Genomic DNA, 24,959 nt, shown 5'->3' with positions numbered 1-24,959 from the left:
GTGTGGACACTCTCCCCCTTATGGTAAAGGGAGAGCAAAGCTCCTTGGTCAAGCCCCTGGCAGCCCTTGCAGTGGGCCAGTTTTCGGACTTTTCCAGGTCGGGGTCCGGGACTTACCCGCCGGCGAGCCCGCCCACGCCTATGCTTCTACACGTTTGTAGCGAACGGCCGGGTGTTCCCGGTTGTTCCCCGTGCCGCGATCTTCCGGAACACGGCACACCCCGACAGGACAGACGCACGTAAGGAGTGAACGCCGCGATGGTGTTCAAACGGCTGCTCGGCTCGCTCGGCGTGGGCGGACCCACGGTCGACACGGTTCTCAACCCCGGCGCGGCCCTGCCCGGTGGCGCCCTGACCGGCCAGGTCCACCTCAAGGGCGGTGACGCCGACTTCGACATCGAGCACATCACCCTGGAGCTGGTGGCGCGGGTCGAGGCAGAGCACGGGGACGGCGAGAGCGAGGGCGTCGTCACCTTCGACCGCTTCACCGTCGCAGGCGGCTTCCGGCTCGCCGCGGGCCAGCTGCACAGCATCCCGTTCACCGTGATGCTGCCGTGGGAGACCCCGATCACCGAGCTGTACGGCCAGCCCCTGGGCATCGTGCTCGGCGTCCGCACCGAGCTGGCCGTGGCCGGCGCCAAGGACAAGGGCGACCTCGACCAGCTGACCGTGGGCCCGCTGCCCGTCCAGGAGGCCGTCCTCGAAGCGCTCGGCCGGCTCGGCTTCGGCTTCAAGTCCGCCGACCTGGAATACGGGCACATCGGCGGCACCGGCCAGCAGCTGCCCTTCTACCAGGAGATCGAGCTCAACCCCTCTCCGCAGTACGCCCACCAGATCAGCGAGATCGAGGTGACCTTCCTCGCGGGCCCGGCCGGCATGGACATCGTCCTGGAGGCCGACAAACGAGGAGGCCTGTTCTCCCAGGGCCACGACGCGCTCACCCGCTTCACCGTCTCCCACGACGCGGTCGCCCACCAAGACTGGAACGCCCTGGTCGACGGCTGGATCCGCCAGCTCGTCGAGCACCGGGCGTCGTACGGCTCCCACGCCCCGTACGGGCATCAGGACCCCTACGCACACGGGCACGGATACGGGCACGGGCCCGACAAGCACCACGACGGCCACCACGACGGCCACCGCTCCGGCCCCGGCATGGGCACCGTGATCGCCGCCGGTGCCGCCGGACTCGCCGTCGGTGTCGTCGGCGGCATGGTCGCCGCCGAAGTCGTCGACGAGGTGGGCGACTTCTTCGAGGGCGACGACGAGGACGAGGGCGAGGACAGCTGACCGCGAGACCACCGGCAAAGCGGTGAAGGACTCGCACGCAGGGGGCGGAGAGACCTGGTCCTCCGCCCCCTGCTGGTAACTTCTACATCAATGTAGAAGACCGTGGCCTGGTCTGCATCAGCCCGACCCCGGTCTGCACTCACCCCGAGACACGTACGGAGCTGGCATGGCCCTGTGGGACCGCATCAAGGAATCCGCGTCGACAATGCAGACGCAGCTCAACGCGAAGAAGAACGACCTCAAGAGCGGCGCCTTCCGCGACGCCAGCATGGCCATGTGCGCCCTCGTCGCAGCCGCCGACGGCACCATCGACCCCTCCGAACGCCAACGCGTCGCCCAGCTCATCGCCACCAACGACGTCCTCCAGAACTTCGACGCCATGGACCTGCGCCGCCGCTTCGAGGACAACCTCGACAAACTCACCGCCGACTTCGACTTCGGCAAGGTCAGCGTCCTGCAGGAAATCGCCAAGGCCAAGAAGAAGCCCGCCGAAGCCCGCGCCGTCATCCAGATCGGCATCGTCATCGGCGGCGCCGACGGCGACTTCGACAAAACCGAACAAGCCGTCGTCCGCGAAGCCTGCTTCACCCTCGACCTGCCGCCCCACGAGTTCGACCTCTGACCACCCCACCCATCCCACCTCCGACCACCCCGCAACACCCACGCCGGGCCGCCCACCACAACGGCCCGGCACGCCTGTTTCGGCACGCGTGTTGGCGGCGGTGCCGTCATGACGCCGCGTCACGGGGCGGAACGCCTGTCGGCCTTTCGGCGTGATGTCGAGGGTGACATCGGCCCATGTGGGCGGTATGCAATGTCTGTGCGGTATACGCAAGGGGGGGGTGTCCGGCCGAGTCGGCGGGCTGCCCGGGAGCGGATACGGATGAGGGCGGCCGATGGCTTCGAGCACGATGAGAAGGGCGCGGTTACGGTTCGCGCGCCGCGCGTCCGCGAGCGGCCTGTACGACGCCGATGACGGGCCCGCGACGCCCGGGCCGGCCGACACGCTCGTGTTCGGCCGGGTCGCCGGTCATGAGACGGCCGCGCGCCCGCGTCGACGTAGGGTCGCGGCATGAGGGCGATCGTCGTGGGGGCGGGCATCGGGGGGCTGTCGGCGACGCTGTGCCTGCTCCGCGCCGGCCACGAGGTCACACTGGTCGAGCAGGCGCCGCGGTTCACCGAGATCGGTGCCGGGATCCAGCTCGCGCCCAACGCCACGCGCGTACTGCGTCGGCTGGACGTGCTCGACGCGGTCGCCGCACAGGCCACCCGCCCCTCCCACTGGGGCTTCCGCACCTGGTCCAACGGTGCCGAGATCTGCCGCTACACGCTGGGGCGCGCGGCCGAGGACGCGTTCGGGGCGCCCTACCTGCAGGCCCACCGGGCCGATCTGCACCATGCCCTGGCCTCCGCGGTGCCGCCCCGGTCGGTGCGCCTGAACACCACTGTCGTGGGCATCGACCAGGACGACGAGTCCGCCTACGTGACGACGGCGAGCGGCGAGCGGCTGGGCGCGGACCTGGTCGTGGCCGCGGACGGGGTGCGGTCGGCGGTCCGACAGTGGCTCTTCGGCGCGGATGAGGCGGTCTTCTCGAAGACCGTCGCCTATCGGGCGCTGCTCCCGGCCGACAAGGTCACCGATCTGGACCTGCCGGACTTCGCCATCTGGCTCGGACCCGGCCGGCACTTCGTCCACTACTGGGTGCGTCGCGGGGAACTGCTCAACATCGTGGGCGTGGTCGGCGCGGAGGCGGCACAGGAGTCGTGGACCGCTCAGGCGGAGCCGGGAGAACAGCTGCGCGAGTTCGACGGGTGGGACTCCCGGGTGCTCAGCCTGCTGGAACACGCGGGTCAGGTGCTCCGCTACGGCATCTACACGCGCACCCCGCTCACTCGGTGGAACATCGGGCGGGTGACCCTGCTCGGCGACAGTGCCCACGCGATGGTGCCGTTCCAGGCCCAGGGGGCGGCGCAGGCGATGCAGGACGCGGCCGTGCTCGGCGACGTCCTCGCCGGTGCGACACCGGACGGGGTACCCGACGCGCTCGACCGGTACGTACGCCGGCGGCTCGCGACCGCCACGAGCATCCAGGCCAGTTCCGCACGGGCGGGCCACGACTACCACCTGCCGGACGGGCCCGAGGCCCAGGCGCGGAACGCCCGCATGGCGGCATACGCGGCCGAGCACGGGTTCCTGCCCCAGGCGACGGCCTGGGCCGCCGGCGCCCTGGACGAGGGTGCCGACGGCCGCCCCGCCCCGGGCACCGGCACGGACACCGCCTCCGGCGGTCCCGGGGAGCCCGGGGAGAACATCACCCACCCGGACTGACGCCCCGACGCGAGCGGGTCCGGCTCGCCACCGGCCGCCTCCCACACGACGTCTCGTCCCCGGCCGTCGGCGCACGGTCCGGACACGATCACGACGAGCGCGGGAGCAGGTCTCGGCCACCGCACCGGCCACCGATCTCGGCACGGCAGGCAGTGGACGACCGGGCTCTCGCGCACCAGAGGTGTCGCGGCGTCAGTGTGCCGTGACCGGGCCCTGCGCCGGGTCCGGGCGCCCCGTCGGCAACAGCGGTACGCCGAGGGCGGCGACCACGGCGGCGATGATCGCGCACGCGGTGAAGGCGTTGTCGAAGCCGCCGGTCCCCGCCGCCGCGCCCGCACCACCGCCCTCCAGGCTCGCCCCCGCGATGGTCGAGATGACGGCGACGCCGAGCGCCGCGCCGAGCTCGTGCGCCGTACTGACCAGGCCGGAGGCCAGCCCCATGTCCTGGTGCGGCAGGCCGTTCATCGCGGCCGTGGTGGCGCAGACGAAGGCGGTACCGAGTGCGAGCGCCAACAGCGTGAACCCGGGAACAAGATCCGTCCATACGCCGCTGTCCGCGTCCAGGCGGGTCAGCAGGGCAGCGCCGACAGCGGTCAGCGCGAAGGCGACGGAACCCACCGGGCGCCAGCCCAGCCGTACCACGAGGTGGGAGGCGGCATGCGCCCCGAGCGTGATGGCCACGGCCACCGGCAGGAAGACGAGCCCCGTCTTCAACGCGCTGAACCCCAGGACATGCTGGACGTAGAACGAGCTCAGGAAGAAGCTCGCGATGAGCAGTCCGGAGGCGGCCAGCATGACCGCACTGCCACCGACGAGCGAGCGCCGCGCGAAGATCGCCAGGCGGACGAGCGGCTCGGGCACCCGCCGTTCGACCGCCACGAAGGCGACCGCCGACAACACGGCGCCGATCAGCGGCAGCCAGGCTCCCGGAGCGCCGAAGCCTTGGTCGCGGGCCTGTACCGACCCGTAGACGAGCAGGCCGGGCGCGGCTGTGAGGGTGAGCGCGCCCGCGAGGTCGAGCGAACCGGCCAGGCCCGAAGGGGCCGCCGGATCAGGGGAGTTGCCGAGCAGGGCCGGGACGCCGAAGAGCGCGACCAGCCCCACCGGCACGTTGATGAAGAACACCCACTCCCATCCGGGCCCGGAGACGAACACTCCGCCGAGCAGTACGCCCACGGCGGATCCGGCACCACCGATCGCGGCCCAGACGCCGAGGGCCTTGTTGCGGTCGGGCCCGCGGAACAGGGCCGTGACAAGAGCCAGCGCGGCCGGCGACATCAGCGCCGCGCCGACGCCCTGTGCCGAGCGGGCGGCGATCAGCATCCCGCCGCCCGCCGCCAGCCCGGAGGCCACGGACGCGGCGGTGAACACCGTCAGCCCCGCGAGGAAGGCGCGGAGCTTGCCGACGGCGTCGGCGAGACGTCCGCCGAGCAGCAGCAGACTGCCGAAGAACAGGGTGTAGGCGGTGACGACCCACGTGAGCCCCGAGCCGTCGAGACCCAGGTCCTCGCCGATGGTCGGGAGCGCGACGTTGATGACGGTCACGTCCGCGATCAGCATGAACTGGGCGAGGCAGAGCAGGGCCAGCACTCGCCACCGGTACGGGTGTTCGGCCGAGCTGCCGGACCCGTGCGGGTGGGGATCGGGGTGCGCTGCTTCCGGTGTGTGGCTCATGACGGATCTCCCGAGTCGTCGGAGTGGATACGGCGTGGTGCGAAGGCGAGGGCGATGACGACACCCGCCGTGGCGATCGCGGCCCCGGTGAACATGGCCGGCCCGAGCCCCGCGGTGAACGCGTCGCGCGCGGTACGGGCGACCGCGGCTCCCGCCTGTGCGGGGAGTCGTTCGGCGACGGAGAGCGCCGCGCCGAGGGAGTCGTGTGCGGCGGCTTTCTCGCCCGCGCCCAAGCCGCTCCGGCCGATCTCGCTGCGGTACCGACCGGCCAGCAGGCTGCCGGTGACCGCGACCCCGAGGGCGGCGCCGAACTGAATGGCGGTGCTGTTGGTCGCCGACCCCACACCCAGATCCCGCTCCGGAAGCGAGCCCACGATGGAGTCCGAGGTGACGGTGATGACGAACCCCGCGCCCGCACCCAACAGCACGATGACGACCAGGACCCGCCCGTAGCCGTCTCCCGGGCCGGTCGTGGCGAACACGGTCAACGCGGCGGCCACCAGCGCGAGTCCGGTGGCCGCGACGTACCGCGGCCCGAGGCGCTGTGCGAGCGCCCCTGCCAGTGGCCCGGCCACCAGGAGCCCCAGCGCCATCGGCCCCAGCCGCCAGCCGGTCTGCGCGGCCGTGTAACCGAGGTTGAACTGCAGATGCTGAACGAGAGCGAAGAGCGTCCCGATCATCGCGAAGGCCGCGAGCAGGATCAGCACCGCGCCAACGGCAAGCCCTCGGTGGCGGAAGATCTCCAGGGGAAGCAGTGGACCGGGGGCACGCGACTCCCACCGTACAAAGGCGACGATGAGCACGACGGCCGCGGTGAACGCACCGAGTACCACCGGATCGGTCCACCCGTCCGACGGCCCCTCGATGAGCGCCCACAGGAGCAGGGCCGGCCCCGCGACGGACATCGAGGCCCCCAGGGGATCCAGCCGACGCCCTCGCGTGGCCGGCGCAGCGGGGACCAGGAGGACGGCGGCGACCAGACCTGCGACTCCGACGGGCAGATTCACCAGGAAGACCGAGCCCCACCAGAAGCGGTCGAGGAGCCAGCCTCCGAGCATCGGCCCGATGACCGTGCCGGCACCGACGGCCGCCGACCAGATACCGATGGCTTTGGTGCGCTCGGCCGGGTCCGTGAAGACGCTGCCGATGATCGCAAGGGTGGCGGGCATGATCAGCGCCTCGCCGATGCCCATCGCACCCCGCGCCACGATCAGCTGGGTGACCGACCCGGCATAGGCGGCGGCCACCGAGGCCCCCGTGAACAGCACGAGCCCGGCGAGGAAGACCCGCTTGCGGCCGAGGCGGTCGGCGAGCCCGCCGCAGAACAGCATCAGCGCGCCCGCCAGCAGCGCGTAGATGTCGACGATCCACTGCAACTGTCCGGCGGATGCGCCGAGTTCGCGGACGAGCGTGGGCAGCGCGACGTTCAGGACCGTGGCGTCGAGCCCGACCACCAAGAGGCTCACGCCGAGTACGGCCAGGGTCAGCCACCGCCTGCGCGGCGGCAGGGCGGCGACTTCTGCGGATGTGCGGGCAGGAACACTCATGAACTGAACCGTACAGTTCATATGAACCGAACTCAACCGTACAGTTCAGTTGCCCTATGCTGGAGTTATGGATCAAGCGGCCCCTGTCAAGCGCCCCCCGTCCGGAGCGCGAGCCGAGCAGAAGCGGGCGGCGATCATCACAGCCGCACGCGAGACCTTCCTCCAGGAGGGCTTCTCTGCCGGAATGGACCTCATCGCTGCCCGGGCGGGCGTGTCCAAGGTGACCGTCTACAACCACTTCGGCAGCAAGGAGGCCCTGTTCACCGCCGCCATCGCCGGCGCACTGGACGCCCCGCTCAGCGGGACCCTCGTGGCCGCCATCGATCAGCTCGCCGACGCGGACGACCTGCACACCGCCCTCACCGACGCCGCCCGTGCCTGGGTCGCGGGCGTCCGTGACAACCCCGACGTCCTCGCCATGCGCAACCTGGTCGCCCGCGAACTCCACCGCTTCCCCGGCCTCGGCACCGCCTGGCAGCATCAGGCCCCCGGCCGCCATCACCCGGCAGTCGCCGGCGCCCTTGAGCAACTCGTGGCCAAGGGCCGACTCGCCATCCCGGACATGGAGGTGGCGATCATCCAGCTCTACTCACTGCTGCTGTATCCCCACATGGTCTTCAGCACGTACGGCACCGAACTCGACGCGGATCTCACCGACCGGCTGATCTCGCAGGGCGTGGAGATGTTCCTGCACCACTACGCTCCGGCCGGCCCCGACCCCACACGCTGAGCAGTCGAAGGCGACGGCCACAGGCAGGGTTTTCCGGGTGCTCGCTGCTCACGTTTCTGGGTACTCGCCGCTCACGCACCCTTCTGAGGAGATGACCAGGATGCTGATCATCGGACTGCTCCTCCTCGTGGCCTCGGGCGCCTTCACCGGCCTGGTGATCGCCTACAACCTGTCCGGTGGCCCCGAGTACACCGTGACGATGTTCGGCCAGTACATCGCCACCATGAACTCCCTCGCGATCTTCTGCTCGGGCCTCGCCCTGGCTCTCATCTTCTGTCTGGGCCTCGCCCTGGCGCTGGCAGGGAGCGGAGCGGCACACCCCCGGCACCGCAGACCGCGGGGGTCCGACGGTACGTACGACACCGCCCCGCTCCACGGCGAGGGGACCGGCGACGACCATGGTCGGTGATCCGGACGACGACGTGGAGGCACGGCGGCAGGGCATCGCCGGCCACCGCACGGTGCCGCACACCGCCGACATCCGCGTCGAAGCCTGGGGAGCGAGCCGGGAGCGCTGTCTGGCGGAGGCCGTGCTGGGCATGGTCGAGTGCTTCGCCGACGTCTCCGCGGTGCGGCCCACCGCAGTGGAGCGCGTCCGGCTGGCCGAGGACAGCGACGACGACCTGCTGGCCGCGCTCCTGGACGAGGTCCTCTTCCGGCTGGAGGTGCACGGCAGGGTGCCCGTGGACGTCGAGGTGGACACGGCCGACGAAGCCGACGACGGTCTCGACGTACGGCTGGCCGTCGCCGACCTGACAGCGGTGGAGATCACCGGCGCCGCGCCGAAGGCCGTCTCATGGCACGAACTGCACATCGGGCCGGGCCCGTACGGCTGGTCGTGCGCGGTGACGATCGATGCCTGAGGCACGTGAGACACGGGGACGGGGAGACAAAGAGGCGCGCGAGGCGTCCAAGAAGGAGTGCGCCGCTAAGGAGGGTTGCGCCGCTACGGAGTAGTGCGCCGCTAAGGAGTAGTGCGCCGCGAGGAATACGGCTCCTCAGCCCTTGACCACGCCCAGCGGGACCAGTCGCGCCACCGTGCGGCACAGCCCGGCCCGTTCGCTGGCCGCCACCACCGCGCTCACGTCCTTGTACGCCTCCGGGGCCTCCTCGGCCAGGCCTCGCCAGGACCGTGGCCGTACCGCGATGCCGTCCCCTTCCAGACGGGCCCCCAGTTCCCGGCCGACGACGGCACGCGCGGCCCGGTGGCGGCTCCACACGCGGCCCGCACCGTGGCAGGTGGAGAAGAAGGCGCCCCCGCCGGGCACGCCCGCGAGCACGTACGAGGCCGTGCCCATGGTGCCGGGGATCAGGACGGGCTGGCCGACCGCCCGCACGTCCTCGGGCAGGTCGGGGTGCCCGGGCGGGAAGGCGCGGGTGGCGCCCTTGCGGTGCACGCACAGCCGGCGCCGCGTCCCGTCCACCTCGTGGGTCTCGATCTTGGCGAGGTTGTGGGACACGTCGTACACCAGCGTCAGACGGGCGCCCGCGGCGCCACGGAAGACCCGGCGGGCCGCGTCGGACAGGACCTGGCGGTTCGCGCGCCCGAAGTTCGCTGCCGCGGCCATCGCGCCCAGATAGGCGCGCCCCTCCGGCGAGTCCACGGGGGTGCAGGCCAGCTGCCGGTCGGGCACGGTGATGCCGTACCGGGCCATGGCGCGGTCCATCGCCTTGACGTGGTCGGTGCAGATCTGGTGGCCGAGGCCGCGCGAACCGCAGTGGATCATCACGCACACCTGGTCGAGGGCCAGCCCGAACGCGGCGGCGGCCGTCTCGTCGTACACCTCGGCGACCCGCTGCACCTCCAGGAAGTGGTTGGCGGACCCGAGGCTGCCGACCTGCCGTATGCCCCGTTCCCGGGCCCGCTCGCCGACCTGGGTCACATCGGCGTCGGCGACCGCGCCGCCGTCCTCGCATCGGACCAGGTCGTGGTCCTCGCCGTATCCCTCGGCAACGGCGTACCGGGAGCCGCCCTCAAGGATCCGTTCCAGTTGCCCGTGGCCCGACGGCCGCCACACACCGCCGGGTCCCGCGCCGCGCGGGATCGCCCGGTCCAGACCGTCCATGACGGCGGGCAGTGCGGAGCGCAGCGCCCGCCGGTCGATGTCGGCGACCAGCAGCCGCACCCCGCAGGAGATGTCGAAACCGACCCCACCGGGCGAGACGACACCGCCCTCGTCCACATCGGTCGCGGCCACCCCGCCGATGGGGAAGCCGTAGCCCCAGTGGATGTCCGGCATGGCGTACGAGGCACCGACGATGCCGGGCAGGGTGGCCACGTTGACGACCTGCTTCAGCGACTGTTCGGCGTCGCCGAGGAGGTCCCGGGAGGCGAACACCACGCCGGGCACCCGCATCGGCCCCCGGCGTTCGATGCGGAAGCGCCAGGGCCGCTCCTCGACCAGTTCCATCGCGACCTCCCGCGGCACCCATCGCTCACGTGGCCTCTGCCCTGTCCTCGGTACCCGTGCCGGTGCCGCCCTACCGGATACGGAAACGGGCATGGGTGAATCGTCCCGGCGTCGCCTTACTGTGGGGACATGGGCGGCGACGTGGTGACGCTGTTCCTGTGCGGCGATGTGATGCTCGGGCGCGGTGTCGACCAGATCCTGGCGCACCCCGGTGATCCGGCACTGCGGGAGGACTACGTCGCGGACGCCCGGGAGTACGTCCGGCTCGCGGAGTCGGAGAGCGGCCCGATCCCCGCCCCGGTCGACCCTTCCTGGCCGTGGGGCGAGGCACTGCGCGTGCTGGAGCAGGCCGCCCCGGACGCCCGGATCGTGAACCTGGAGACGTCCGTGACGCGGCGTGACGCGTTCGCGCACGGCAAGGCGGTCCACTACCGGATGCACCCGGCGAACCTGCCCGCGCTGACGGTGGCCCGGCCCGACGTGTGCGTCCTGGCCAACAACCACGTGCTGGACTTCGGCCGCCCGGGCCTGACGGAGACGCTCGACTCGCTGGCCCGCGCGGGCCTGCGCGTGGTGGGTGCCGGACGGGACGCCGACGAGGCGTACGCACCCGCGGCGGTGCCCGTCGCGGGCAGGGGACGGGTGCTGGTGTTCGCCCTGGGGGCGCGGTGCAGCGGCATCCCGCCGGACTGGGCGGCGACCGCGGAATCGCCCGGTGTCGCGTACGTGCCCGATCTGTCGGCGACCACGGCCGCCGCCGTGGTCCGGCACGTGCGGCAGGCCAAACGTCCGGGGGACATCACGGTCGTGTCCGTGCACTGGGGCTCCAACTGGGGATACCGGATCTCCCGGGAACAGCTCCGCTTCGCGCACACCCTGGTGGACGGCGGCGTCGACGTCGTCCACGGTCACTCCTCGCACCACCCTCGGCGCCTGGAGGTGTACCACGACCGGCTGATCCTGCACGGCTGCGGCGACTTCATCGACGACTACGAGGGCATCGGCGGGTACGAGGAGTACCGCGACGACCTCCGGCTCGTCCACCTCGTCTCCGTGGCCGCGGACACGGGGCGGCTCACCGGCCTGCGGATCGTGCCCCTTCAGGCCCGGCGGATGCGGCTGGAGCCCGCACCGGACGAGGACCGCGCCTGGCTGCGGGCGACCCTCGACCGCATCAGCGACGGCGTCCGGATCACCCTGTCCTCCGACGGCACGCTGGCGCTGGCGCATCCCACGACCACGTCCGGAACAGTCGACGGGCCCGGACAGGCGGGCGGCGGATGAACCTCCGGTTGCGGCTGACCCTGCTCGGCGTGGGCGCGATGAACTCGCCGCGCTTCGCGCCCGCGGGGCTGCTGCTGCGCTGCGCCCGGCAGCGCGTCGCCTTCGACGGCGGGCCGGGCGCGGAACCGCCGCCGGGGCGGCTCGCCGGCTGGCTGGTCACCGACGAGCAGGCGGAGCTGCGGTCCGCGCTGCGCCGGAGCGCGAGCACGCGGGGCGTCCGGATCCGGGCCGGTGACCTGGAACTGGGGCCCGGCACCGTCCGGGTGCGCTGCCTGCCCGTGCAGCACACGTCGCATCCCGCGTACGGCTACCGCATCGAGACGGGCGGGCCGGTCGCGGTGTGGGCGCCGGAGTTCTGGGAGTTCCCCGAGTGGGCCGCGGGCGCGGACCTCATGTTCGCCGAGGCCGCCGCCTGGGACCGGCCGATACGGTTCCGGGGCGGCGTCGGAGGCCACGCGAGCGTGCGAAGCGTCGCGGACCAGGCCGTACGGCTCGGGGTGCGGCGGCTGGTGCTGGCCCATATCGGACGGCCCACGCTGCGCGCGATCGACGCCGGGGCGCGGCCGCCGTTCGGCGAGTGGGGTGTCGAGGGCCGCACCTACTCACTGGGCTTCGCTGCACCTGCTTGCTGAGCCCCACTTGCTTGCTGAGCCCCACCCGCTTCCTGGGCTCCGCCGACCTGCTCGGTGAGCTTCACCAGCGCCCGGGTCACCGGATCGCCGACGGCCGGGGCGCCCGGCATCGCCGTCGATCGCCATACGTTTCCGCAGGTGGGAGCGGGTAGGCGCGGTCGGCGATGCGGTGCGCGGGCGTGGTGCGGTGAGGGTTCCCACTCGCTCGTCGGGGCGAGCTGGGCCACGCTGAGATGCGGACGGACATACGAACGGGGCCGCGGGCGACCGACGCGCGCCGCCCGGTGATCCGGCGCACCACGCCGAAGCGCGCCCCGCGGCACGGCGCTCCCCCACCACCACTCGCTTCCACTCCCCGATCCCCTCCCCCAATCCACTCCCCGGCCGACTCGACTCCGACGTGACGGGAGCCCAACGGATGAACACTGCCCCACCGGAGCCACTCCCCGGCGCGTCGGGCACGCCCGCCCGCCCACGCATCGGCCTGCTCGGCTCGTACGGCGGCTTCAACATGGGCGACGAGTCCATCCTGACCTGCCTACTGGGCTGTCTGCGCGCCCAGCGCCCCGAGGCCCGGCTCGTCGTCTTCAGCCGGAACGCCGCCCACACGCGTGTCCACCACCACGACGCCGACGAGGTGGTCGACTGGGAGGGCGTCAGCCGCAACCACGTGCTGGACGCGCTGACCGGGCTGGACCTGCTGGTGCTGGGCGGCGGCGGCATCCTCTTCGACGGTGAGGCACGCCGCTATCTGCGGCTGGTGCGGGCGGCGCAGGAACGCGGCGTGCGCACGTTCGCCTACGCGGTCGGTGCCGGCCCGCTGCGGGAGCCGGACGACCGGGAGGCGGTGCGCACCGTCCTCGCGGAGATGGACGACGTCGTGGTGCGGGACGAGGAGTCCCGGCTCGTCCTGGAGGAGGTCGGCGTCGAGCGGGAGATCGTCGTCACCGCGGATCCCGCGCTGCTGCTGGCATCGGAGACGTTCACCGACCGGATGATGAGCGACGAGGGCATACCCGCCGGCGCCCGGCTGGTGGGGATGTCCGTGCGGGAGCCGGGCCGGGCGGCGGAGAACCTGGACGAGGGCGGCTACCACGCGCTGCTCGCCGACGTCGCCGACTTCCTCGTGCGGCGCCTGGACGCACACGTGGTGTTCCTGCCGATGGAGCGCCACGACGTGCGGCACGCCCACGCCGTGCTGTCCCATATGACGGCCCCGGACAAGGGGCGGATCCTGCACGGGACCTACAGTCCGGGACAGCTCCTCGGATTTATGCGCCACCTGGACCTGGCCGTCGGTATGCGCCTGCACTTCGTGATCTTCGCCGCGCTGTCCGGGCTGCCGGTGCTGCCGCTGCCGTACTCCGGCAAGGTCTTCGACTTCGCGCGCCGGATCGGGGCGCCGGCGCTGGTGGGGGTGGCGCGGGAGCAGGCCGGGCTGCTGCTGGCGGAGGTGGACCGGCTCTGGGACGAGTATCCGCAGCGCCGTGCGGTACTGCAGTCCCGGGTGCGGGAGCTGCGCACGCTCGCCGAGGAGACCTGCGTCCGGTGCGGGAACCTGCTCGACGACATCGAGGCGGCTCGGTGCGCGGAAGCGCAGCAGTCGCCGCCCCATGCGTCAGAGGTCCGCCCGCTGAGCGCGTGACCTGCCCGGATGTGGACCGGACCCACCAGGGCCCAGCCCGCGGAGGACCCCGATGCCGATCCTGGAAGAGCCCCGAGAGCCCCGTACCGTCACGCTGCCGCCGCGGCCCGCCCGGCACGGGGGCCGTACCGGCGTCCTGGTGGTGGGCGGCGGGCCCGCCGGGTGCGCCGCCGCGATCGCCGCAGCCGACGCGGGCGCCGATGTCGTGCTCGTCGAACGCCACGGGTTTCTCGGCGGCAACGCGACCGCGGCGCTCGTCATGCCGCTGATGTCGTTCCACAACGAGCACAAGCAGGCGGCGTTCACCGAGTCCGGGGACATCACCCGGCTGCTGCCCACCGACCACGGCGAGGGCGAACCGGTCGTCGCGGGTGTCCTGTGGCGGCTGCTGGACCGGCTCACGGCACGCGGCGGCTGCGTCCCGCCGTCCCTGAAGACCGGGTACACCGTGCCGTTCGACCCGGAGATCTTCAAACTGGTCCTGCTCGACCTGATGGACGAGGCGGGCGTGCGGATGCTGTTCCATTCCTTCGCCTCGGCCGCGCTGCCCCTGGAGGACGGCTGGCGGGTGGTCTTCGAGACCAAGTCCGGGCCGGTCGTGATCGACGCCGGGGTGGTGGTGGACGGCACCGGCGACGGTGACGTCGCGGCCGCGTGCGGGGCGCACTACGAGATCGGGCGCCCGGAGGACGGGCTGGTGCAGCCGATGACCCTGATGTTCCGCGTCGCACAGTTCCTGCCGGATCGGTTCGCCGAGTACGTGCGCGCGCACCCGGACCAGTGGCGCGGCGTGCACGGGCTGTGGGACCTCGTGAAGGAGGCCACGGCGGACGGCGAGCTGCAGCTGCCGCGCGAGGACGTGCTGTTCTTCGCCACCCCGCATCCGTCCGAGGTCAGCGTCAACAGCACCCGCATGACCAAAGTGCTCGGCATCAACGTGTGGGACCTCACCCGGGCCGAGTACACCGCCCGCCGGCAGATGGAGCAGATCGACCACTTCCTGCGCACGCACGTGCCGGGCTTCGAGGACTCCTACGTCGTGCAGAGCGGCACCCACATCGGCGTCCGCGAGACCCGCCGTGTCGTCGGCGACTACCAGCTGACAGGACACGACGTCCTGGCCGCCCGGTCCTTCCCGGACGTGATCGCGCACGGCGCCTACCCGGTCGACATCCACAACCCGGAGGGCACCGGCACCCTCCTCAGGCGGGTGCCGGCCGGCCGTTTCTACGACATCCCGTTGCGCTGCCTGCTGCCCCGGGGCGCCGACCGACTGCTGGTGGCCGGCCGCTGCATCTCCGGTACGCACGTGGCGCACTCCTCGTACCGGGTGATGCCCATCGCCATGGCGACCGGCCAGGCGGCCGGCGCATGCGCCGCGCTGTCCGTCCACGAGGGACGCGCTCCGCGGGACGTGCCCGCCCTTCTCGTCCAGCAGGAACTGCTCAGGCAGGGCGCCCGGCTGCACACCGGGATGCCGGTACCCGACTGAGGGGGGCAGGGGGCGCGCCCTCCGGCTATCCCACTCCGCGCTGCGGGGACTTCAGCCGCTCGACGCACCACTGCCGGGCGGCGACGGCGACCTCTTCCAGCGCACCGGGTTCTTCGAACAGGTGGGTGGCCCCGGGCACGATGTGCAGCGAGTGCGGGCCGCGCAGCCGCCCGGCCGCCTCCTCGTTGAGCCGCAGCACCACCTCGTCGTCGCCGCCGACGATCAGCAGCACCGGCACCCGTACGGCCTCCAGGGCGTCCTCGGCCAGGTCGGGCCGGCCGCCCCGCGACACGACGGTCAGCACGCGGTCCGGGCGCTCGGCGGCGGCGACCAGGGCCGCGGCCGCGCCGGTGCTGGCACCGAAGAGGACGACCGGGAGCCCCCGAGTGTCGAGCTGCGTGTCCATCCAGTCGATCGCGGCCACCAGACGGCGGCCCAGGAACGGGATGTCGAAGCGGTGCTCGCCCGTCACGGCGTCGACGCGCTCCTCCCGGTCGTTGAGCAGATCCATCAACAGGGTGCCCAGTCCCGCGGCCCGCAGCTCCGCGGCCACCATCCGGTTGCGCGGACTGTGCCGGGAGCTGCCGCTGCCATGCGCGAACAGCACCACGGCCCGGGCCCGCTCCGGCACGATCAGGTCGCCCGGCAGCGTCGCGCCGTCGGTGGGCACCAGAACCATCTCGGAGATCATCGGTATCCCTTCTTCCCAGGTCGGCCGACCCCGCGGATCGATGTTCCGGGTTCTCCCCATCGCGTACCCACGTCCCGCACGTCGTCACAGCCCCGCGCCCCCCGAGGCCTTCGGCCCCTTGAGGGTGCGGGGCGCACCGGGCTTGGCGTGGTTACGACAACTGCGACTGCACCTGCGCGGAGATCAGCTCCAGGTGGTCGAGGTCGTCGAGGTCGAGGACCTGGAGGTAGATCCGCTGGGAGCCGACGGCCTGGTAGCGGCCGATCTTGTCGACGACCTCGGCCGGGGATCCGGCGAGCCCGTTGGTCTTGAGCTCGTCGGCCTCTCGGCCGATCGCGGCGGCGCGGCGGGCGACTTCGGCGTCGTCCCTGCCGACGCAGACGACCAGCGCGTTCGAGTACACCAGGTCGTCGCCCCGGCGTCCGGCCTCCTCGGCCGCCGCGCGCACCCGCCCGAACTGCCGCTCGCTGTCCTCGATCGAGGCGAACGGCATGTTGAACTCGTCGGCGTACTGCCCGGCGAGGCGGGGCGTACGGCTTGCACCGTGCCCACCGATGAGCACGGGCACCTTGGCCTGCGCGGGCTTGGGCAGCGCGGGCGAGTCGGTCAGCTGGTAGTAGTCGCCCTCGTAGCTGAAGGTCTTGCCGACCTCCGTCGCCCACAGCCCGGTGACGATGGCGAGCTGCTCCTCAAGACGGGCGAACTTCTCCTTCGGGAAGGGAATGCCGTACGCCTTGTGCTCCTCCTCGAACCAGCCCGCGCCCAGGCCGAGTTCAACGCGTCCGCCCGACATCTGGTCGACCTGTGCGACCTGGATGGCGAGGACACCCGGCAGGCGGAAGGTGCCGGCGGTCATCAGGGTGCCGAGCCGGATGCGCTTGGTCTCGCGGGCGAGTCCGGCAAGAGTGATCCAGGCGTCGGTGGGTCCGGGCAGGCCGTCCACGGAGCCCATGCGGAGATAGTGGTCGGAACGGAAAAACGCGTCGAAACCAAGATCCTCGGTGGCCTTGGCAACGCTGAGAAGGGTGTCGTAGGTCGCCCCCTGCTGGGGCTCGGTGAAGATGCGGAGATCCATGTTCCCCATCCTGCACGCTCGAACACGGGTCAACCCCATCGGTCCCCTCCGCACCCCGCCGTCCCGGTCGGGTGAAATTCCGTCAACCGGACGCAAACGCGCGGGACCGCTCAGTGACCCGCCCGAGCAGTGATCGTTGGCGTGGGCGGAGCCGGACCGCCCGGCACCCGTCGCCGGCGGCCGCTGCCGGGACGCCTGCTCAACGCGCCCCCGCGCCCGGGGGCCGAGGGCCGAGGAGGCCTTGATGTCCCAGGAAGCCGTGCCGGATCAGGCCGAACCGGATCAGGCCGTGCCCGCACAGCCCAAAGGGCTGCTCCAGCAGATGGAGGAGCTGATGGCGGCCCTCAACGCCGATCTGTCTCAGCTCGACGCGGACCTCTCCGGCCCTCGCCCCACCTCAACGGACGGCCCCGACGCTGCTTGACTCCTCCTCCCCCGCCTGCACCTGGCGCCTCCCCCGCCCGACTCCTCCTTCATCTGCGACGCCCGGCCCCGCGACGGCCGGGCGTTTGCCGTGGGGCGACCACGACCACGACCACGGCCGCACCCGCACCCGCACCCGCACCCGCACCCGCACCCGCACCCGCACCCGCACCCGAGCTCAGCCTGCCTCGCGGTCCGGGACCGCCTGTTCCCTGACCGCGAGGCGGCGCAGCATCTCCCGGACCCGGTCGCGGGACTCCTCGGCCGCGTCGATGGCCTCCATGCACTGCCAGTACGTCGTCTCGTCGTCCGCCGCGGAGGCGATGCCGACGAGCGCTATGCCGACCTCGCCGAGGAGGCCGCCGAGAGTGACGAGGGCCTGGTGAGCGTCGCCCAACTCGGTGAGCTGGGAGGCGCGTAAGGCCTCCACGGGCAGCTGCGGTGCGCCGAGGACCCCGCAGCCCCTGCCGGCCAGCTCGGTCAGGCCCAGTGCCTCACCCCGCAGTTCGGGCGGGCCCGACACCGCCAGCCGGCTGCCGATCGCCTGGGCCAGGGCCTGTGCCTGCCACGCCTCCGTCATGATCTCCCGCTCCTCCTCGCTTCCCACCAGGGCACGCCTGCTCGCCAGGATGAGCCGCATCGCGTCCATGCGAACCGTCCCCGTCTGTCTTGACGCGCTCTTCGCACGTCCGCCCGAACTCCGCTGTTCACTACCCAGAGTGAAGGCATGTGGGACGAAAAGCCAGAGGAAGCCCGAAATCTGTGGACAATCAATTGGCTGTGGACAACTCGACAACTCCGGAGAGTGACAAACGGATTGACGGGTTCCCATTGGAATCGGTTCCTCCCCTGCTGGAGGCCCTGACAGACACTCAGGGCGACTCCCGGGCCCCGGGTTCCCCTCCATCCGTCCCCCAGCACCCGTCTCCCCGGCGCCCGTCTCCCTGGCGCCTGTCTCCCCGGCGCCCGTCTAGCCCCGCGGCGGGAACCTCCGCTCGTTGCGGTCGATCTTCGCGTCCAGCGCGGCCAACGGGTCGATGCCGAGCACCTCGCAGAGCTGGAGCAAGTACGCGAGCACGTCGGCGACTTCGTCGGTGACACGGTGGGCGGTGTCGGCGTCGTCCATCACGCGCGCCGACTCCTCCGGAGTCAACCACTGGAAGATCTCGACGAGTTCGGACGCCTCGACGCTGAGCGCGGCGACGAGGTTCTTCGGGGTGTGGTACTGCTGCCAGTCGCGGGCGGCCGCGAAGTCTGCGAGCCGTCGCTGCAGGCCCGCCACATCCAGTTCGTTCACGGATGCAGGTCTATCACCCGGCCCCTCGTCGCTTCCGGATCACCTCCCGCACGCGTCCAGGTCCACCACGGTCACCCCGGCCACGCCCGCGGCCCACGACGCGTCGCTGACCGCCCCCACCAGCCGGATGTGCCCGCGCGCCCCCATGCGCACCGCGAGCCGGGCCAGCTCTCCCGCCTGCCTGGCGTCGAGGGCGCGGTCGAAGCCGTCGGCGAGGACGGTCAGCGACTGGAGCGCCGCGGGCACCTCACCCACCGGGTCGACCTCCAGGACCCCGGGGCCCGTCATCAGCACCAGGGCCAGCGCCAGGTACCTCAACTCCCCGTCGCCGAGCAGGCCCAGCGGTGTTCGCACCCCGTCACCCCGGTCCAGCAGGGCCCGTACCCTCCTGTCGTCCAGCGGCTGCGCCAGCAGGTCCGCGACCGGGCCCGCGCACCCGGCGTGGGCCGCCGCGACGAGCTGTACGTGCCGCCGCCCGCACTCCGTGCGCGTACGCCACAGCACCTCGGCGAGGTTGCCGCAGCCGCGCAGCAGCCGGCCCGCACCGAGCCGCACCGCGGCACGCATGGGTTCCGGCTGCGGATCGCAGGCGAACACGGACCGCAGGGCGACGACCGTCTGCTCGGCGGCGGCGAGCACCCGGCGCTGGCCCTCGGTCCTGCCGGCGACGCGCAGGGGCAGCAGAGCGGTGCCGAGGCGGTCGTCGGGGAGGGGGCCGCGGGTGACCGGCGCCGAGCCCGCCGTGTGCCAGGCCGCCTGGACGACGGGGCGGCTCGGGTCACGCAGGGCCGTCTCCAGCAGGACCTGTCCACCGGACGTCAACCGCTCGCCCACGATGCGCAGTTCGGGCTCGGCCTGGACCGCGACGTCGAGCCGTACGGGCCCTTCGGGGCCGTCGGCCGTGCAGCCGATGCGGAAGCCGCGCCGGCGCTGGGCGTCGGGCCGGGCCCGCTCGGGCACGCACGCGACCGGGTCCGGGAACACCTCCCCCAGCCCGGCCCCGCCACCGAGCCGGGCCAGCGCCTCGTACGCCCGCAGAGCCGTGGACTTGCCGCTGCCGCTGCTCCCGGCGAGGAGGGTCACCGGCCCCAGCGGGAACGCGGCGCTCCGGTGCCCGGCGAAGGCGGAGAGCCGTAATTCGGTGACACCGGGCCGCTCCGAGCGCGCTCCCTCTCCCGGCGGAACGGCGACGGCGGGCCCACTCGCGGCGGAATCAGGCGGCACGGAATCCGGCGGCACGAGACCGGCTGACACCGGGGCGGGCGGCACCGGAGCGGGCGATGACAGCGCCGACGGCGGCAGAGCCGGTGACGACTGAGCAGGCGATGACTGCGCAGATGTCGACTGCACAGATGATGACTGAGGCGGCATGATCACGCACGGACGGTAGCCACCCGCCGCCCGGACGAACCGTTCCGCCCCGGTGACCTTCCTACGATCGGGGGAGCGCGCACGATCCGCCGACCCCGCGTCACACTCCGGGAACCCCGGCACCCTCCATGAGCCCCCGCACCTCGGTCCCCGGCGGCGTGAGGAGGAACACGTTCCGGTCGACCCGGTGCATCCCGCTCGCCAGGCCGAATACGACCCCCGTACTGAAGTCCAGCACCCGCTTGGCGACCTCGGCCTCGGCGCTGGAGAGGTCCAGCAGCACCGGGATCCCCGCCATCAGCGTCTCGGCGACGTCGCGGGCGTCCGCGAACACGTTGACCCGCAGCACCACGAAGCGGCGCCGCGCCTCCGTCTCGGCCTCGGGTATCGCGCGGTGGCCGACCGCGGACGGCCATGCGTCCCGGCCCCGCAACGGCACGACCTGGGCGAGCCCTTCCCACTGCTCGTCGGTGACATCGTGACTGTTCACCGGACCTCCCCCTGGCTCGCACTCAATGTCTGCACCAGTCAATTCTTACGCATGGTCACCCGTTCGGCCCAATAGCGACACGGACCGCTACGCCCCCAAGCGCACAACGGCCGGAATACGTCACTCCCCAACCCCTCACAGTGGCCGCACGGACGCTGTGTGGCCCGCGTAACCCTTCATGATCAGGTCATGTGACACAGGCGTAACGGGCAATTCGTACGCTCGACCGCACCGGACAACGATCGAGGGCCGAGATCCGTATCCAACACCGAACGGATCATCACCGATCACCGATCACCGATCACCGATCACCGATCACCGATCGGGCATACCGATCAGACCGATGACTCCGCTCAGACCGCTCAGACCGCTCAGTCGCCGACCAGGAAGGGGCCGCCCGTGGCCGCACAGGGCCCGCAGGGCACCGCCCAGCAGGTGCGGACCGTGTGCTCGTACTGCGGTGTCGGGTGCGGAATGGTCCTGGACATCGGCATGGGCCCGGACGGACGGCGTACTGTCCTCAAGGCGTCCGGGGACAAGTCCCACCCCGCGAACTCCGGCAGGCTCTGCACCAAGGGCGCGACGACGGCCGACATGCTGGCCGCGCCGGGACGGCTGACCACCGCGCTGGTCCGGGAGGACCGCGGCGACGAGCCGGTCCCCGCGCCGGTGCACGACGCCGTGGCCGAAACCGCTCGGCGGCTGCGCGCGATCATCGACGAGCACGGTCCCGACGCCGTCGCTCTCTACGTCTCCGGTCAGATGAGCCTGGAGGCGCAGTACCTGGCGAACAAGCTCGCCAAGGGCTTCATGCGGACGAACCAGATCGAGTCGAACTCCCGGCTGTGCATGGCGAGCGCGGGCACGGGATACAAACTGTCGCTCGGCGCCGACGGGCCGCCCGGTTCGTACCAGGACCTCGACCGGGCGGACCTCTTCCTCGTCATCGGCTCGAACATGGCCGACTGCCACCCCATCCTGTTCCTGCGGATGATGGAGCGGGTCAAGGCGGGCGCCAAGCTGATCGTGGTCGACCCGCGGCGCACGGCGACCGCGGAGAAGGCCGACCTGTACCTGCCGATACGTCCCGGCACCGACCTCGCCCTGCTCAACGGTCTGCTGCACCTGCTGCACGAGAACGGGCACACGGACTCCGCGTTCATCGCCGCGCACACCGAGGGCTGGGAGGCGATGCCCGGGTTCCTCGCCGACTACGCGCCGGACGCCGTCGCCGGGATCACGGGCCTTCCGGAGGAGGACATACGCCGGGCCGCGCGGCTCATCGGTGAGGCGGCCGAGTGGACCAGTTGCTGGACCATGGGCCTCAACCAGTCCACGCACGGCACCTGGAACACCAACGCCCTGGTCAATCTGCACCTCGCGACCGGCGCGATCTGCCGGCCCGGCAGCGGGCCGTTCTCCCTCACCGGGCAGCCCAACGCCATGGGCGGGCGCGAGATGGGCTACATGGGGCCGGGGTTGCCGGGACAGCGGTCCGTACTCGTCGACGAGGAGCGGGCGTTCGTCGAGGAGCTGTGGGGGCTGGCGCCGGACACGCTCAGGAAGGACGGGGTCGGGCAGGGCACTGTCGAGATGTTCCAGAAGATGGCGGACGGCGAGATCAAGGCCTGCTGGATCATCTGCACCAACCCGGTCGCCTCGGTGGCCAACCGCAGAACCGTGATCGAGGGCCTGGAGGCCGCCGAGTTCGTCGTCACACAGGACGTGTTCGCCGACACCGAGACCAACGCGTACGCGGACGTCGTCCTGCCGGGCGCGATGTGGACGGAGACCGAGGGCGTCCTCATCAACAGCGAACGCAACCTCACCCTCGCCCGGCCCGCCGCCGACCCGCCCGGCGAGGCCATGGCCGACTGGAGGCTGATCGCGGCGGTCGCCCGTGAGATGGGGTACGAGAAGGGGTTCTCGTACGACAGCGCCGAGCAGGTCTTCGAGGAGATCAAGCAGGCCTGGAACCCGAAGACCGGCTGGGACCTGCGCGGAGTGACGTACGAGCGGCTGCGCTCGACCTCCGTGCAGTGGCCGGCCCCCACGGAGGACGGGCCGGACCGCAACCCCATTCGGTACGTGGAGAGCGGTGCCCCGGTGTTCCCCACGGCGAGCGGGCGGGCCGTGTTCCACGCGCGGCCGCACATGGAACCCGCCGAGATGCCGGACGACGACTATCCGTTCGTGCTCAACACCGGCCGGCTTCAGCACCAGTGGCACACGCTGACGAAGACGGGCCGGGTCGACAGGCTCAACAAGCTGAACCCCGGGCCGTTCGTGGAGCTGCATCCGCGGGATGCCGCCGAGCTGGGCATCGAGGACGGCGACGGTGTCGAGGTGGCCTCGCGGCGCGGGCGGGCCGTCCTGCCCGCCGTCGTGACGGACCGGGTGCGGCCGGGCTGTTGCTTCGCGCCGTTCCACTGGAACGACCTGTTCGGGGAGTATCTGAGCATCAACGCGGTGACGAGCGACGCGGTCGATCCGCTGTCGTTCCAGCCGGAGTTGAAGGTGTGCGCGGTGTCGCTGACGAAGGTGGCGGCTCCCGCACCCGCACCCGTCGGGTCGACTCCCGTCGGGTCGACTCCCGTCGGGTCGACTCCCGTCGGGTCGGCTCCCGTCGAGTCGGCGACCCCTCGGGCGGTCGTGCCGACGGCGGTCACCCCCGGCGCGAACCCCTTCGGCCTCGATCCCTCGCCGCCACCCGTCCTGTCCGCGCAGGAACGCCAGTACCTCACCGGCTTCCTGGCCGGACTCGGCTCCGGCACTCCCCTCTCCGGTGTCCCCGTCCTGCCGCCGGACGCGCCCTTCAGCCCCGAGCACGCCCTGTGGGTCAACGGTGTCCTGGCCGGGATGTACTCCAGGTCGGCGTCCGCGCCCCCGGCCGCCCCGTCCGCCGAGCCCGCCGGCCGGGAGATCGTCGTGCTGTGGGCCTCGCAGACCGGCAACGCCGAGGAGTTCGCGGTGGCCGCCGCCGAGCGGCTGGCCGCCACCGGGCTCCGGCCCCGGCTCGTCGGCATGGACGACACCGACCCGGGTCAACTCCCGCGTTCCGCCGACCTGTTGCTGATCACCAGCACCTTCGGCGACGGGGACGCGCCCGACAACGGCTCGGGCTTCTGGCACGCCCTGTCCGCCCAGGAGGCCCCACGCCTCGACGGTGTGCGCTACGCCGTGCTGGCCTTCGGGGACTCCTCGTACGACGACTTCTGCGGCCACGGCCGCCGGCTGGACGAGCGGCTGGACGAGCTGGGCGGAGTGCGCCTCGCGCCCCGTACGGACTGCGAACCGGACTACGAGCCGTCGGCGGACGCCTGGTTCGACCAGGTACTCACGGCCCTGGGCACACGGACGGACACCCCGGCCGCTGATCCCGCTCCCGCTCCCGCTCCCGCCGCTGATCCGGCCCGGTCCGCCAAGCCGGCGCCCACCACCGCCCGCCTGGTCGGCAACCGGCTGCTCAGCCTACCCGGCGCGCGCAAGGAGGTACGCCGGTTCACCTTGGACACGAGCGGCACGCCCCTGACGTACGAGGCGGGCGACGCGCTGAGCGTACGTCCCGTCAACTCCCCGGGCCTCGTGGCGGAATGGCTGGCGGTGACCGGCATGGACGGCTCGACGGCCGTACAGGTGAACGGAGTCGGCGAGGTCCCCTTCGCGGAGGCCCTGCACCGGCACCTCGACATCACGCGCATCACCGCAGGCCTGCTCCGGTTCGTCTCCGAACGCGCCCGCGACAACCGTGAGTTGAAGAAGCTGCTGCGCCCCGACAACAAGGACGGCCTCGCCCAGTGGTCCTGGGGACGGCAGGCCGTGGACGTGGTCGCCGAGTACGCCGTGCGCGCCGGTGCGCAGGAGTGGGCCGACGTGTTCAAGCGACTCCAGCCTCGCCAGTACTCCATCTCGTCGAGCCCGCTCGTCGACCCGCACCACATCTCACTGACGGTGTCGGTGGTGCGGTACGAGAACCTGCACGGGCGCCCGCGCGGCGGGGTCTGCTCGCCCTTCCTCGCGGACGGCGAGCCGGACATGGAGGTCCCGGTCTCCGTACAGCGCTCCCCCCAGTTCCGGCCTCCGGCGGACCCGTCGACCCCCATGATCATGGTCGGTCCCGGCACCGGGGTGGCCCCCTTCATCGGCTTCCTCCAGGAGCGGCGCGCGCTCGGCCACCGGGCGCCGAACTGGCTGTTCTTCGGCGAACAGCACCGGGCGACGGACTACTACTACGAGGACGAGCTGACGGGTTTCCTTCAGCAGGGCGTCCTCGCCCGGCTCGACACCGCGTTCTCCCGCGACCAGCGCGCCAAGGTCTACGTCCAGGACCGGATGCGCGCGCACGGCCCCGAGCTCTGGCACTGGCTCCAGGACGGCGCCCGCTTCTACGTGTGCGGCGACGCCTCCCGTATGGCCAAGGACGTGGACCGGGCGCTGCGGGACATCGTGGTCACGCACGGCGGGATGAGCGAGGACGAGGCCGCCGCGTATGTGAAGCAGCTGGCGGCGGACAAGCGGTACGTGCGGGACGTGTACTGAGCCGTTGCCGGCACTCGTCGCGGAGATACGTCGGAAGGGCCTT

Annotated in this window: 21 protein-coding genes; 12 read left to right on the top strand and 9 right to left on the bottom strand. The window is 72.0% G+C overall.

What is annotated here, in order from left to right:
• The first annotated feature begins 257 nt into the window (after positions 1-257).
• From E0500_RS20130 to E0500_RS20120, 3 genes are all read left to right on the top strand, one after another.
• The gene (locus E0500_RS20130; protein ID WP_131570813.1) at positions 258-1,286 is read left to right on the top strand and encodes a sporulation protein; all 1,029 of its coding nucleotides are present in this window, start codon (positions 258-260) and stop codon (positions 1,284-1,286) included.
• Between the two features lie 166 nt (positions 1,287-1,452).
• The gene (locus E0500_RS20125; RefSeq protein ID WP_181587065.1) at positions 1,453-1,908 is read left to right on the top strand and encodes a tellurite resistance TerB family protein; all 456 of its coding nucleotides are present in this window, start codon (positions 1,453-1,455) and stop codon (positions 1,906-1,908) included.
• Positions 1,909-2,358: 450 nt separating this feature from the next.
• Positions 2,359-3,615, top strand: a complete 1,257-nt coding sequence (locus E0500_RS20120) for an FAD-dependent monooxygenase (RefSeq protein WP_131570744.1) — start codon at positions 2,359-2,361, stop codon at positions 3,613-3,615.
• Between the two features lie 192 nt (positions 3,616-3,807).
• Here E0500_RS20120 and E0500_RS20115 read toward each other — a convergent pair whose 3' ends face one another.
• Both E0500_RS20115 and E0500_RS20110 read right to left on the bottom strand, forming a co-directional pair.
• Positions 3,808-5,289: an MFS transporter gene (locus E0500_RS20115; protein WP_131570746.1), complete on the bottom strand. Its 1,482-nt coding sequence runs from the start codon at positions 5,287-5,289 to the stop codon at positions 3,808-3,810.
• Positions 5,286-6,836: a DHA2 family efflux MFS transporter permease subunit gene (locus tag E0500_RS20110; RefSeq protein ID WP_165935217.1), complete on the bottom strand. Its 1,551-nt coding sequence runs from the start codon at positions 6,834-6,836 to the stop codon at positions 5,286-5,288. The genes E0500_RS20115 and E0500_RS20110 overlap by 4 nt, the downstream gene beginning before the upstream one ends.
• A gap of 67 nt (positions 6,837-6,903) precedes the next feature.
• On the opposite strand from E0500_RS20110, the gene E0500_RS20105 reads away from it, so the two are divergent.
• The 3 genes from E0500_RS20105 to E0500_RS20095 all read left to right on the top strand — a co-directional run bounded on the left by E0500_RS20105 (position 6,904) and on the right by E0500_RS20095 (position 8,429).
• Positions 6,904-7,566, top strand: a complete 663-nt coding sequence (locus E0500_RS20105; RefSeq protein WP_131570750.1) for a TetR/AcrR family transcriptional regulator — start codon at positions 6,904-6,906, stop codon at positions 7,564-7,566.
• Positions 7,567-7,666: 100 nt separating this feature from the next.
• Positions 7,667-7,975 (top strand): hypothetical protein, encoded by a 309-nt coding sequence (locus tag E0500_RS20100; protein ID WP_228023314.1) that lies wholly within the window; start codon positions 7,667-7,669, stop codon positions 7,973-7,975.
• Complete coding sequence (locus E0500_RS20095) at positions 7,965-8,429, top strand: archease (protein WP_131570752.1); 465 nt, start codon at positions 7,965-7,967, stop codon at positions 8,427-8,429. Before E0500_RS20100 ends, E0500_RS20095 begins: the two co-directional genes overlap by 11 nt.
• A gap of 135 nt (positions 8,430-8,564) precedes the next feature.
• On the opposite strand, the gene E0500_RS20090 is transcribed toward E0500_RS20095, so the two are convergent.
• Entirely contained in the window at positions 8,565-9,977 is a 1,413-nt protein-coding gene (locus E0500_RS20090) for an RtcB family protein (RefSeq protein ID WP_131570753.1), read from the bottom strand.
• 129 nt (positions 9,978-10,106) lie between these two features.
• Here E0500_RS20090 and E0500_RS20085 point away from each other — a divergent pair, with 129 nt between their 5' ends.
• The 4 genes from E0500_RS20085 to E0500_RS20070 all read left to right on the top strand — a co-directional run bounded on the left by E0500_RS20085 (position 10,107) and on the right by E0500_RS20070 (position 15,030).
• Complete coding sequence (locus tag E0500_RS20085) at positions 10,107-11,261, top strand: CapA family protein (protein ID WP_131570755.1); 1,155 nt, start codon at positions 10,107-10,109, stop codon at positions 11,259-11,261.
• Positions 11,258-11,893 (top strand): MBL fold metallo-hydrolase, encoded by a 636-nt coding sequence (locus E0500_RS20080; RefSeq protein ID WP_131570757.1) that lies wholly within the window; start codon positions 11,258-11,260, stop codon positions 11,891-11,893. Before E0500_RS20085 ends, E0500_RS20080 begins: the two co-directional genes overlap by 4 nt.
• A gap of 418 nt (positions 11,894-12,311) precedes the next feature.
• Positions 12,312-13,538, top strand: a complete 1,227-nt coding sequence (locus E0500_RS20075; protein ID WP_131572057.1) for a polysaccharide pyruvyl transferase family protein — start codon at positions 12,312-12,314, stop codon at positions 13,536-13,538.
• Positions 13,539-13,590: 52 nt separating this feature from the next.
• Positions 13,591-15,030 carry an FAD-dependent oxidoreductase gene (locus E0500_RS20070; RefSeq protein ID WP_131572056.1) on the top strand — a complete coding sequence of 480 codons (1,440 nt, stop codon included), beginning with the start codon at positions 13,591-13,593 and terminating at the stop codon, positions 15,028-15,030.
• A gap of 25 nt (positions 15,031-15,055) precedes the next feature.
• Here E0500_RS20070 and E0500_RS20065 read toward each other — a convergent pair whose 3' ends face one another.
• The gene (locus tag E0500_RS20065; RefSeq protein WP_131572055.1) at positions 15,056-15,721 is read right to left on the bottom strand and encodes a dienelactone hydrolase family protein; all 666 of its coding nucleotides are present in this window, start codon (positions 15,719-15,721) and stop codon (positions 15,056-15,058) included.
• Between the two features lie 151 nt (positions 15,722-15,872).
• Positions 15,873-16,796, bottom strand: a complete 924-nt coding sequence (locus E0500_RS20060; protein WP_131572054.1) for an LLM class F420-dependent oxidoreductase — start codon at positions 16,794-16,796, stop codon at positions 15,873-15,875.
• A gap of 244 nt (positions 16,797-17,040) precedes the next feature.
• Here E0500_RS20060 and E0500_RS20055 point away from each other — a divergent pair, with 244 nt between their 5' ends.
• Positions 17,041-17,220, top strand: coding sequence for a hypothetical protein (locus E0500_RS20055; RefSeq protein WP_131572053.1), 180 nt, complete (start codon positions 17,041-17,043; stop codon positions 17,218-17,220).
• Between the two features lie 177 nt (positions 17,221-17,397).
• Here the strand turns inward: E0500_RS20055 and E0500_RS20050 are convergent, their stop codons facing one another.
• From E0500_RS20050 to E0500_RS20035, 4 genes are all read right to left on the bottom strand, one after another.
• Complete coding sequence (locus E0500_RS20050) at positions 17,398-17,868, bottom strand: DUF6099 family protein (protein WP_131569612.1); 471 nt, start codon at positions 17,866-17,868, stop codon at positions 17,398-17,400.
• Between the two features lie 321 nt (positions 17,869-18,189).
• Entirely contained in the window at positions 18,190-18,516 is a 327-nt protein-coding gene (locus E0500_RS20045; RefSeq protein ID WP_131569610.1) for a nucleotide pyrophosphohydrolase, read from the bottom strand.
• A 39-nt stretch (positions 18,517-18,555) separates the two neighbouring features.
• Positions 18,556-19,893 (bottom strand): ATP-binding protein, encoded by a 1,338-nt coding sequence (locus E0500_RS20040; RefSeq protein WP_399119530.1) that lies wholly within the window; start codon positions 19,891-19,893, stop codon positions 18,556-18,558.
• Between the two features lie 94 nt (positions 19,894-19,987).
• A complete protein-coding gene (locus E0500_RS20035) occupies positions 19,988-20,377 on the bottom strand; it encodes a cell division protein SepF (RefSeq protein ID WP_131569606.1) in 390 nt (129 codons plus the stop codon).
• 399 nt (positions 20,378-20,776) lie between these two features.
• On the opposite strand from E0500_RS20035, the gene E0500_RS20030 reads away from it, so the two are divergent.
• Complete coding sequence (locus E0500_RS20030) at positions 20,777-24,916, top strand: molybdopterin-dependent oxidoreductase (protein WP_131569604.1); 4,140 nt, start codon at positions 20,777-20,779, stop codon at positions 24,914-24,916.
• Positions 24,917-24,959 lie beyond the last annotated feature (43 nt).

Origin of the sequence: Streptomyces sp. KM273126, assembly GCF_004337435.2 — a bacterium.
GTDB classification, from domain to species: Bacteria; Actinomycetota; Actinomycetes; order Streptomycetales; family Streptomycetaceae; genus Streptomyces; species Streptomyces acidicola.
Note: the sequence above shows the minus strand (reverse complement) of the source record. Positions and strands in the feature narration are given on the sequence as shown.

Bases quoted from the DNA above. Each gene is read 5' to 3' on its own strand.
- E0500_RS20130 (WP_131570813.1), top strand. From the start codon at position 258: ATGGTGTTCAAACGGCTGCTCGGCTCGCTCGGCGTGGGCGGACCCACG.
- E0500_RS20125 (WP_181587065.1), top strand. From the start codon at position 1,453: ATGGCCCTGTGGGACCGCATCAAGGAATCCGCGTCGACAATGCAGACG.
- E0500_RS20120 (WP_131570744.1), top strand. From the start codon at position 2,359: ATGAGGGCGATCGTCGTGGGGGCGGGCATCGGGGGGCTGTCGGCGACG.
- E0500_RS20115 (WP_131570746.1), bottom strand. From the start codon at position 5,289: ATGAGCCACACACCGGAAGCAGCGCACCCCGATCCCCACCCGCACGGG.
- E0500_RS20110 (WP_165935217.1), bottom strand. From the start codon at position 6,836: ATGAGTGTTCCTGCCCGCACATCCGCAGAAGTCGCCGCCCTGCCGCCG.
- E0500_RS20105 (WP_131570750.1), top strand. From the start codon at position 6,904: ATGGATCAAGCGGCCCCTGTCAAGCGCCCCCCGTCCGGAGCGCGAGCC.
- E0500_RS20100 (WP_228023314.1), top strand. From the start codon at position 7,667: ATGCTGATCATCGGACTGCTCCTCCTCGTGGCCTCGGGCGCCTTCACC.
- E0500_RS20095 (WP_131570752.1), top strand. From the start codon at position 7,965: ATGGTCGGTGATCCGGACGACGACGTGGAGGCACGGCGGCAGGGCATC.
- E0500_RS20090 (WP_131570753.1), bottom strand. From the start codon at position 9,977: ATGGAACTGGTCGAGGAGCGGCCCTGGCGCTTCCGCATCGAACGCCGG.
- E0500_RS20085 (WP_131570755.1), top strand. From the start codon at position 10,107: ATGGGCGGCGACGTGGTGACGCTGTTCCTGTGCGGCGATGTGATGCTC.
- E0500_RS20080 (WP_131570757.1), top strand. From the start codon at position 11,258: ATGAACCTCCGGTTGCGGCTGACCCTGCTCGGCGTGGGCGCGATGAAC.
- E0500_RS20075 (WP_131572057.1), top strand. From the start codon at position 12,312: ATGAACACTGCCCCACCGGAGCCACTCCCCGGCGCGTCGGGCACGCCC.
- E0500_RS20070 (WP_131572056.1), top strand. From the start codon at position 13,591: ATGCCGATCCTGGAAGAGCCCCGAGAGCCCCGTACCGTCACGCTGCCG.
- E0500_RS20065 (WP_131572055.1), bottom strand. From the start codon at position 15,721: ATGATCTCCGAGATGGTTCTGGTGCCCACCGACGGCGCGACGCTGCCG.
- E0500_RS20060 (WP_131572054.1), bottom strand. From the start codon at position 16,796: ATGGATCTCCGCATCTTCACCGAGCCCCAGCAGGGGGCGACCTACGAC.
- E0500_RS20055 (WP_131572053.1), top strand. From the start codon at position 17,041: ATGTCCCAGGAAGCCGTGCCGGATCAGGCCGAACCGGATCAGGCCGTG.
- E0500_RS20050 (WP_131569612.1), bottom strand. From the start codon at position 17,868: ATGGACGCGATGCGGCTCATCCTGGCGAGCAGGCGTGCCCTGGTGGGA.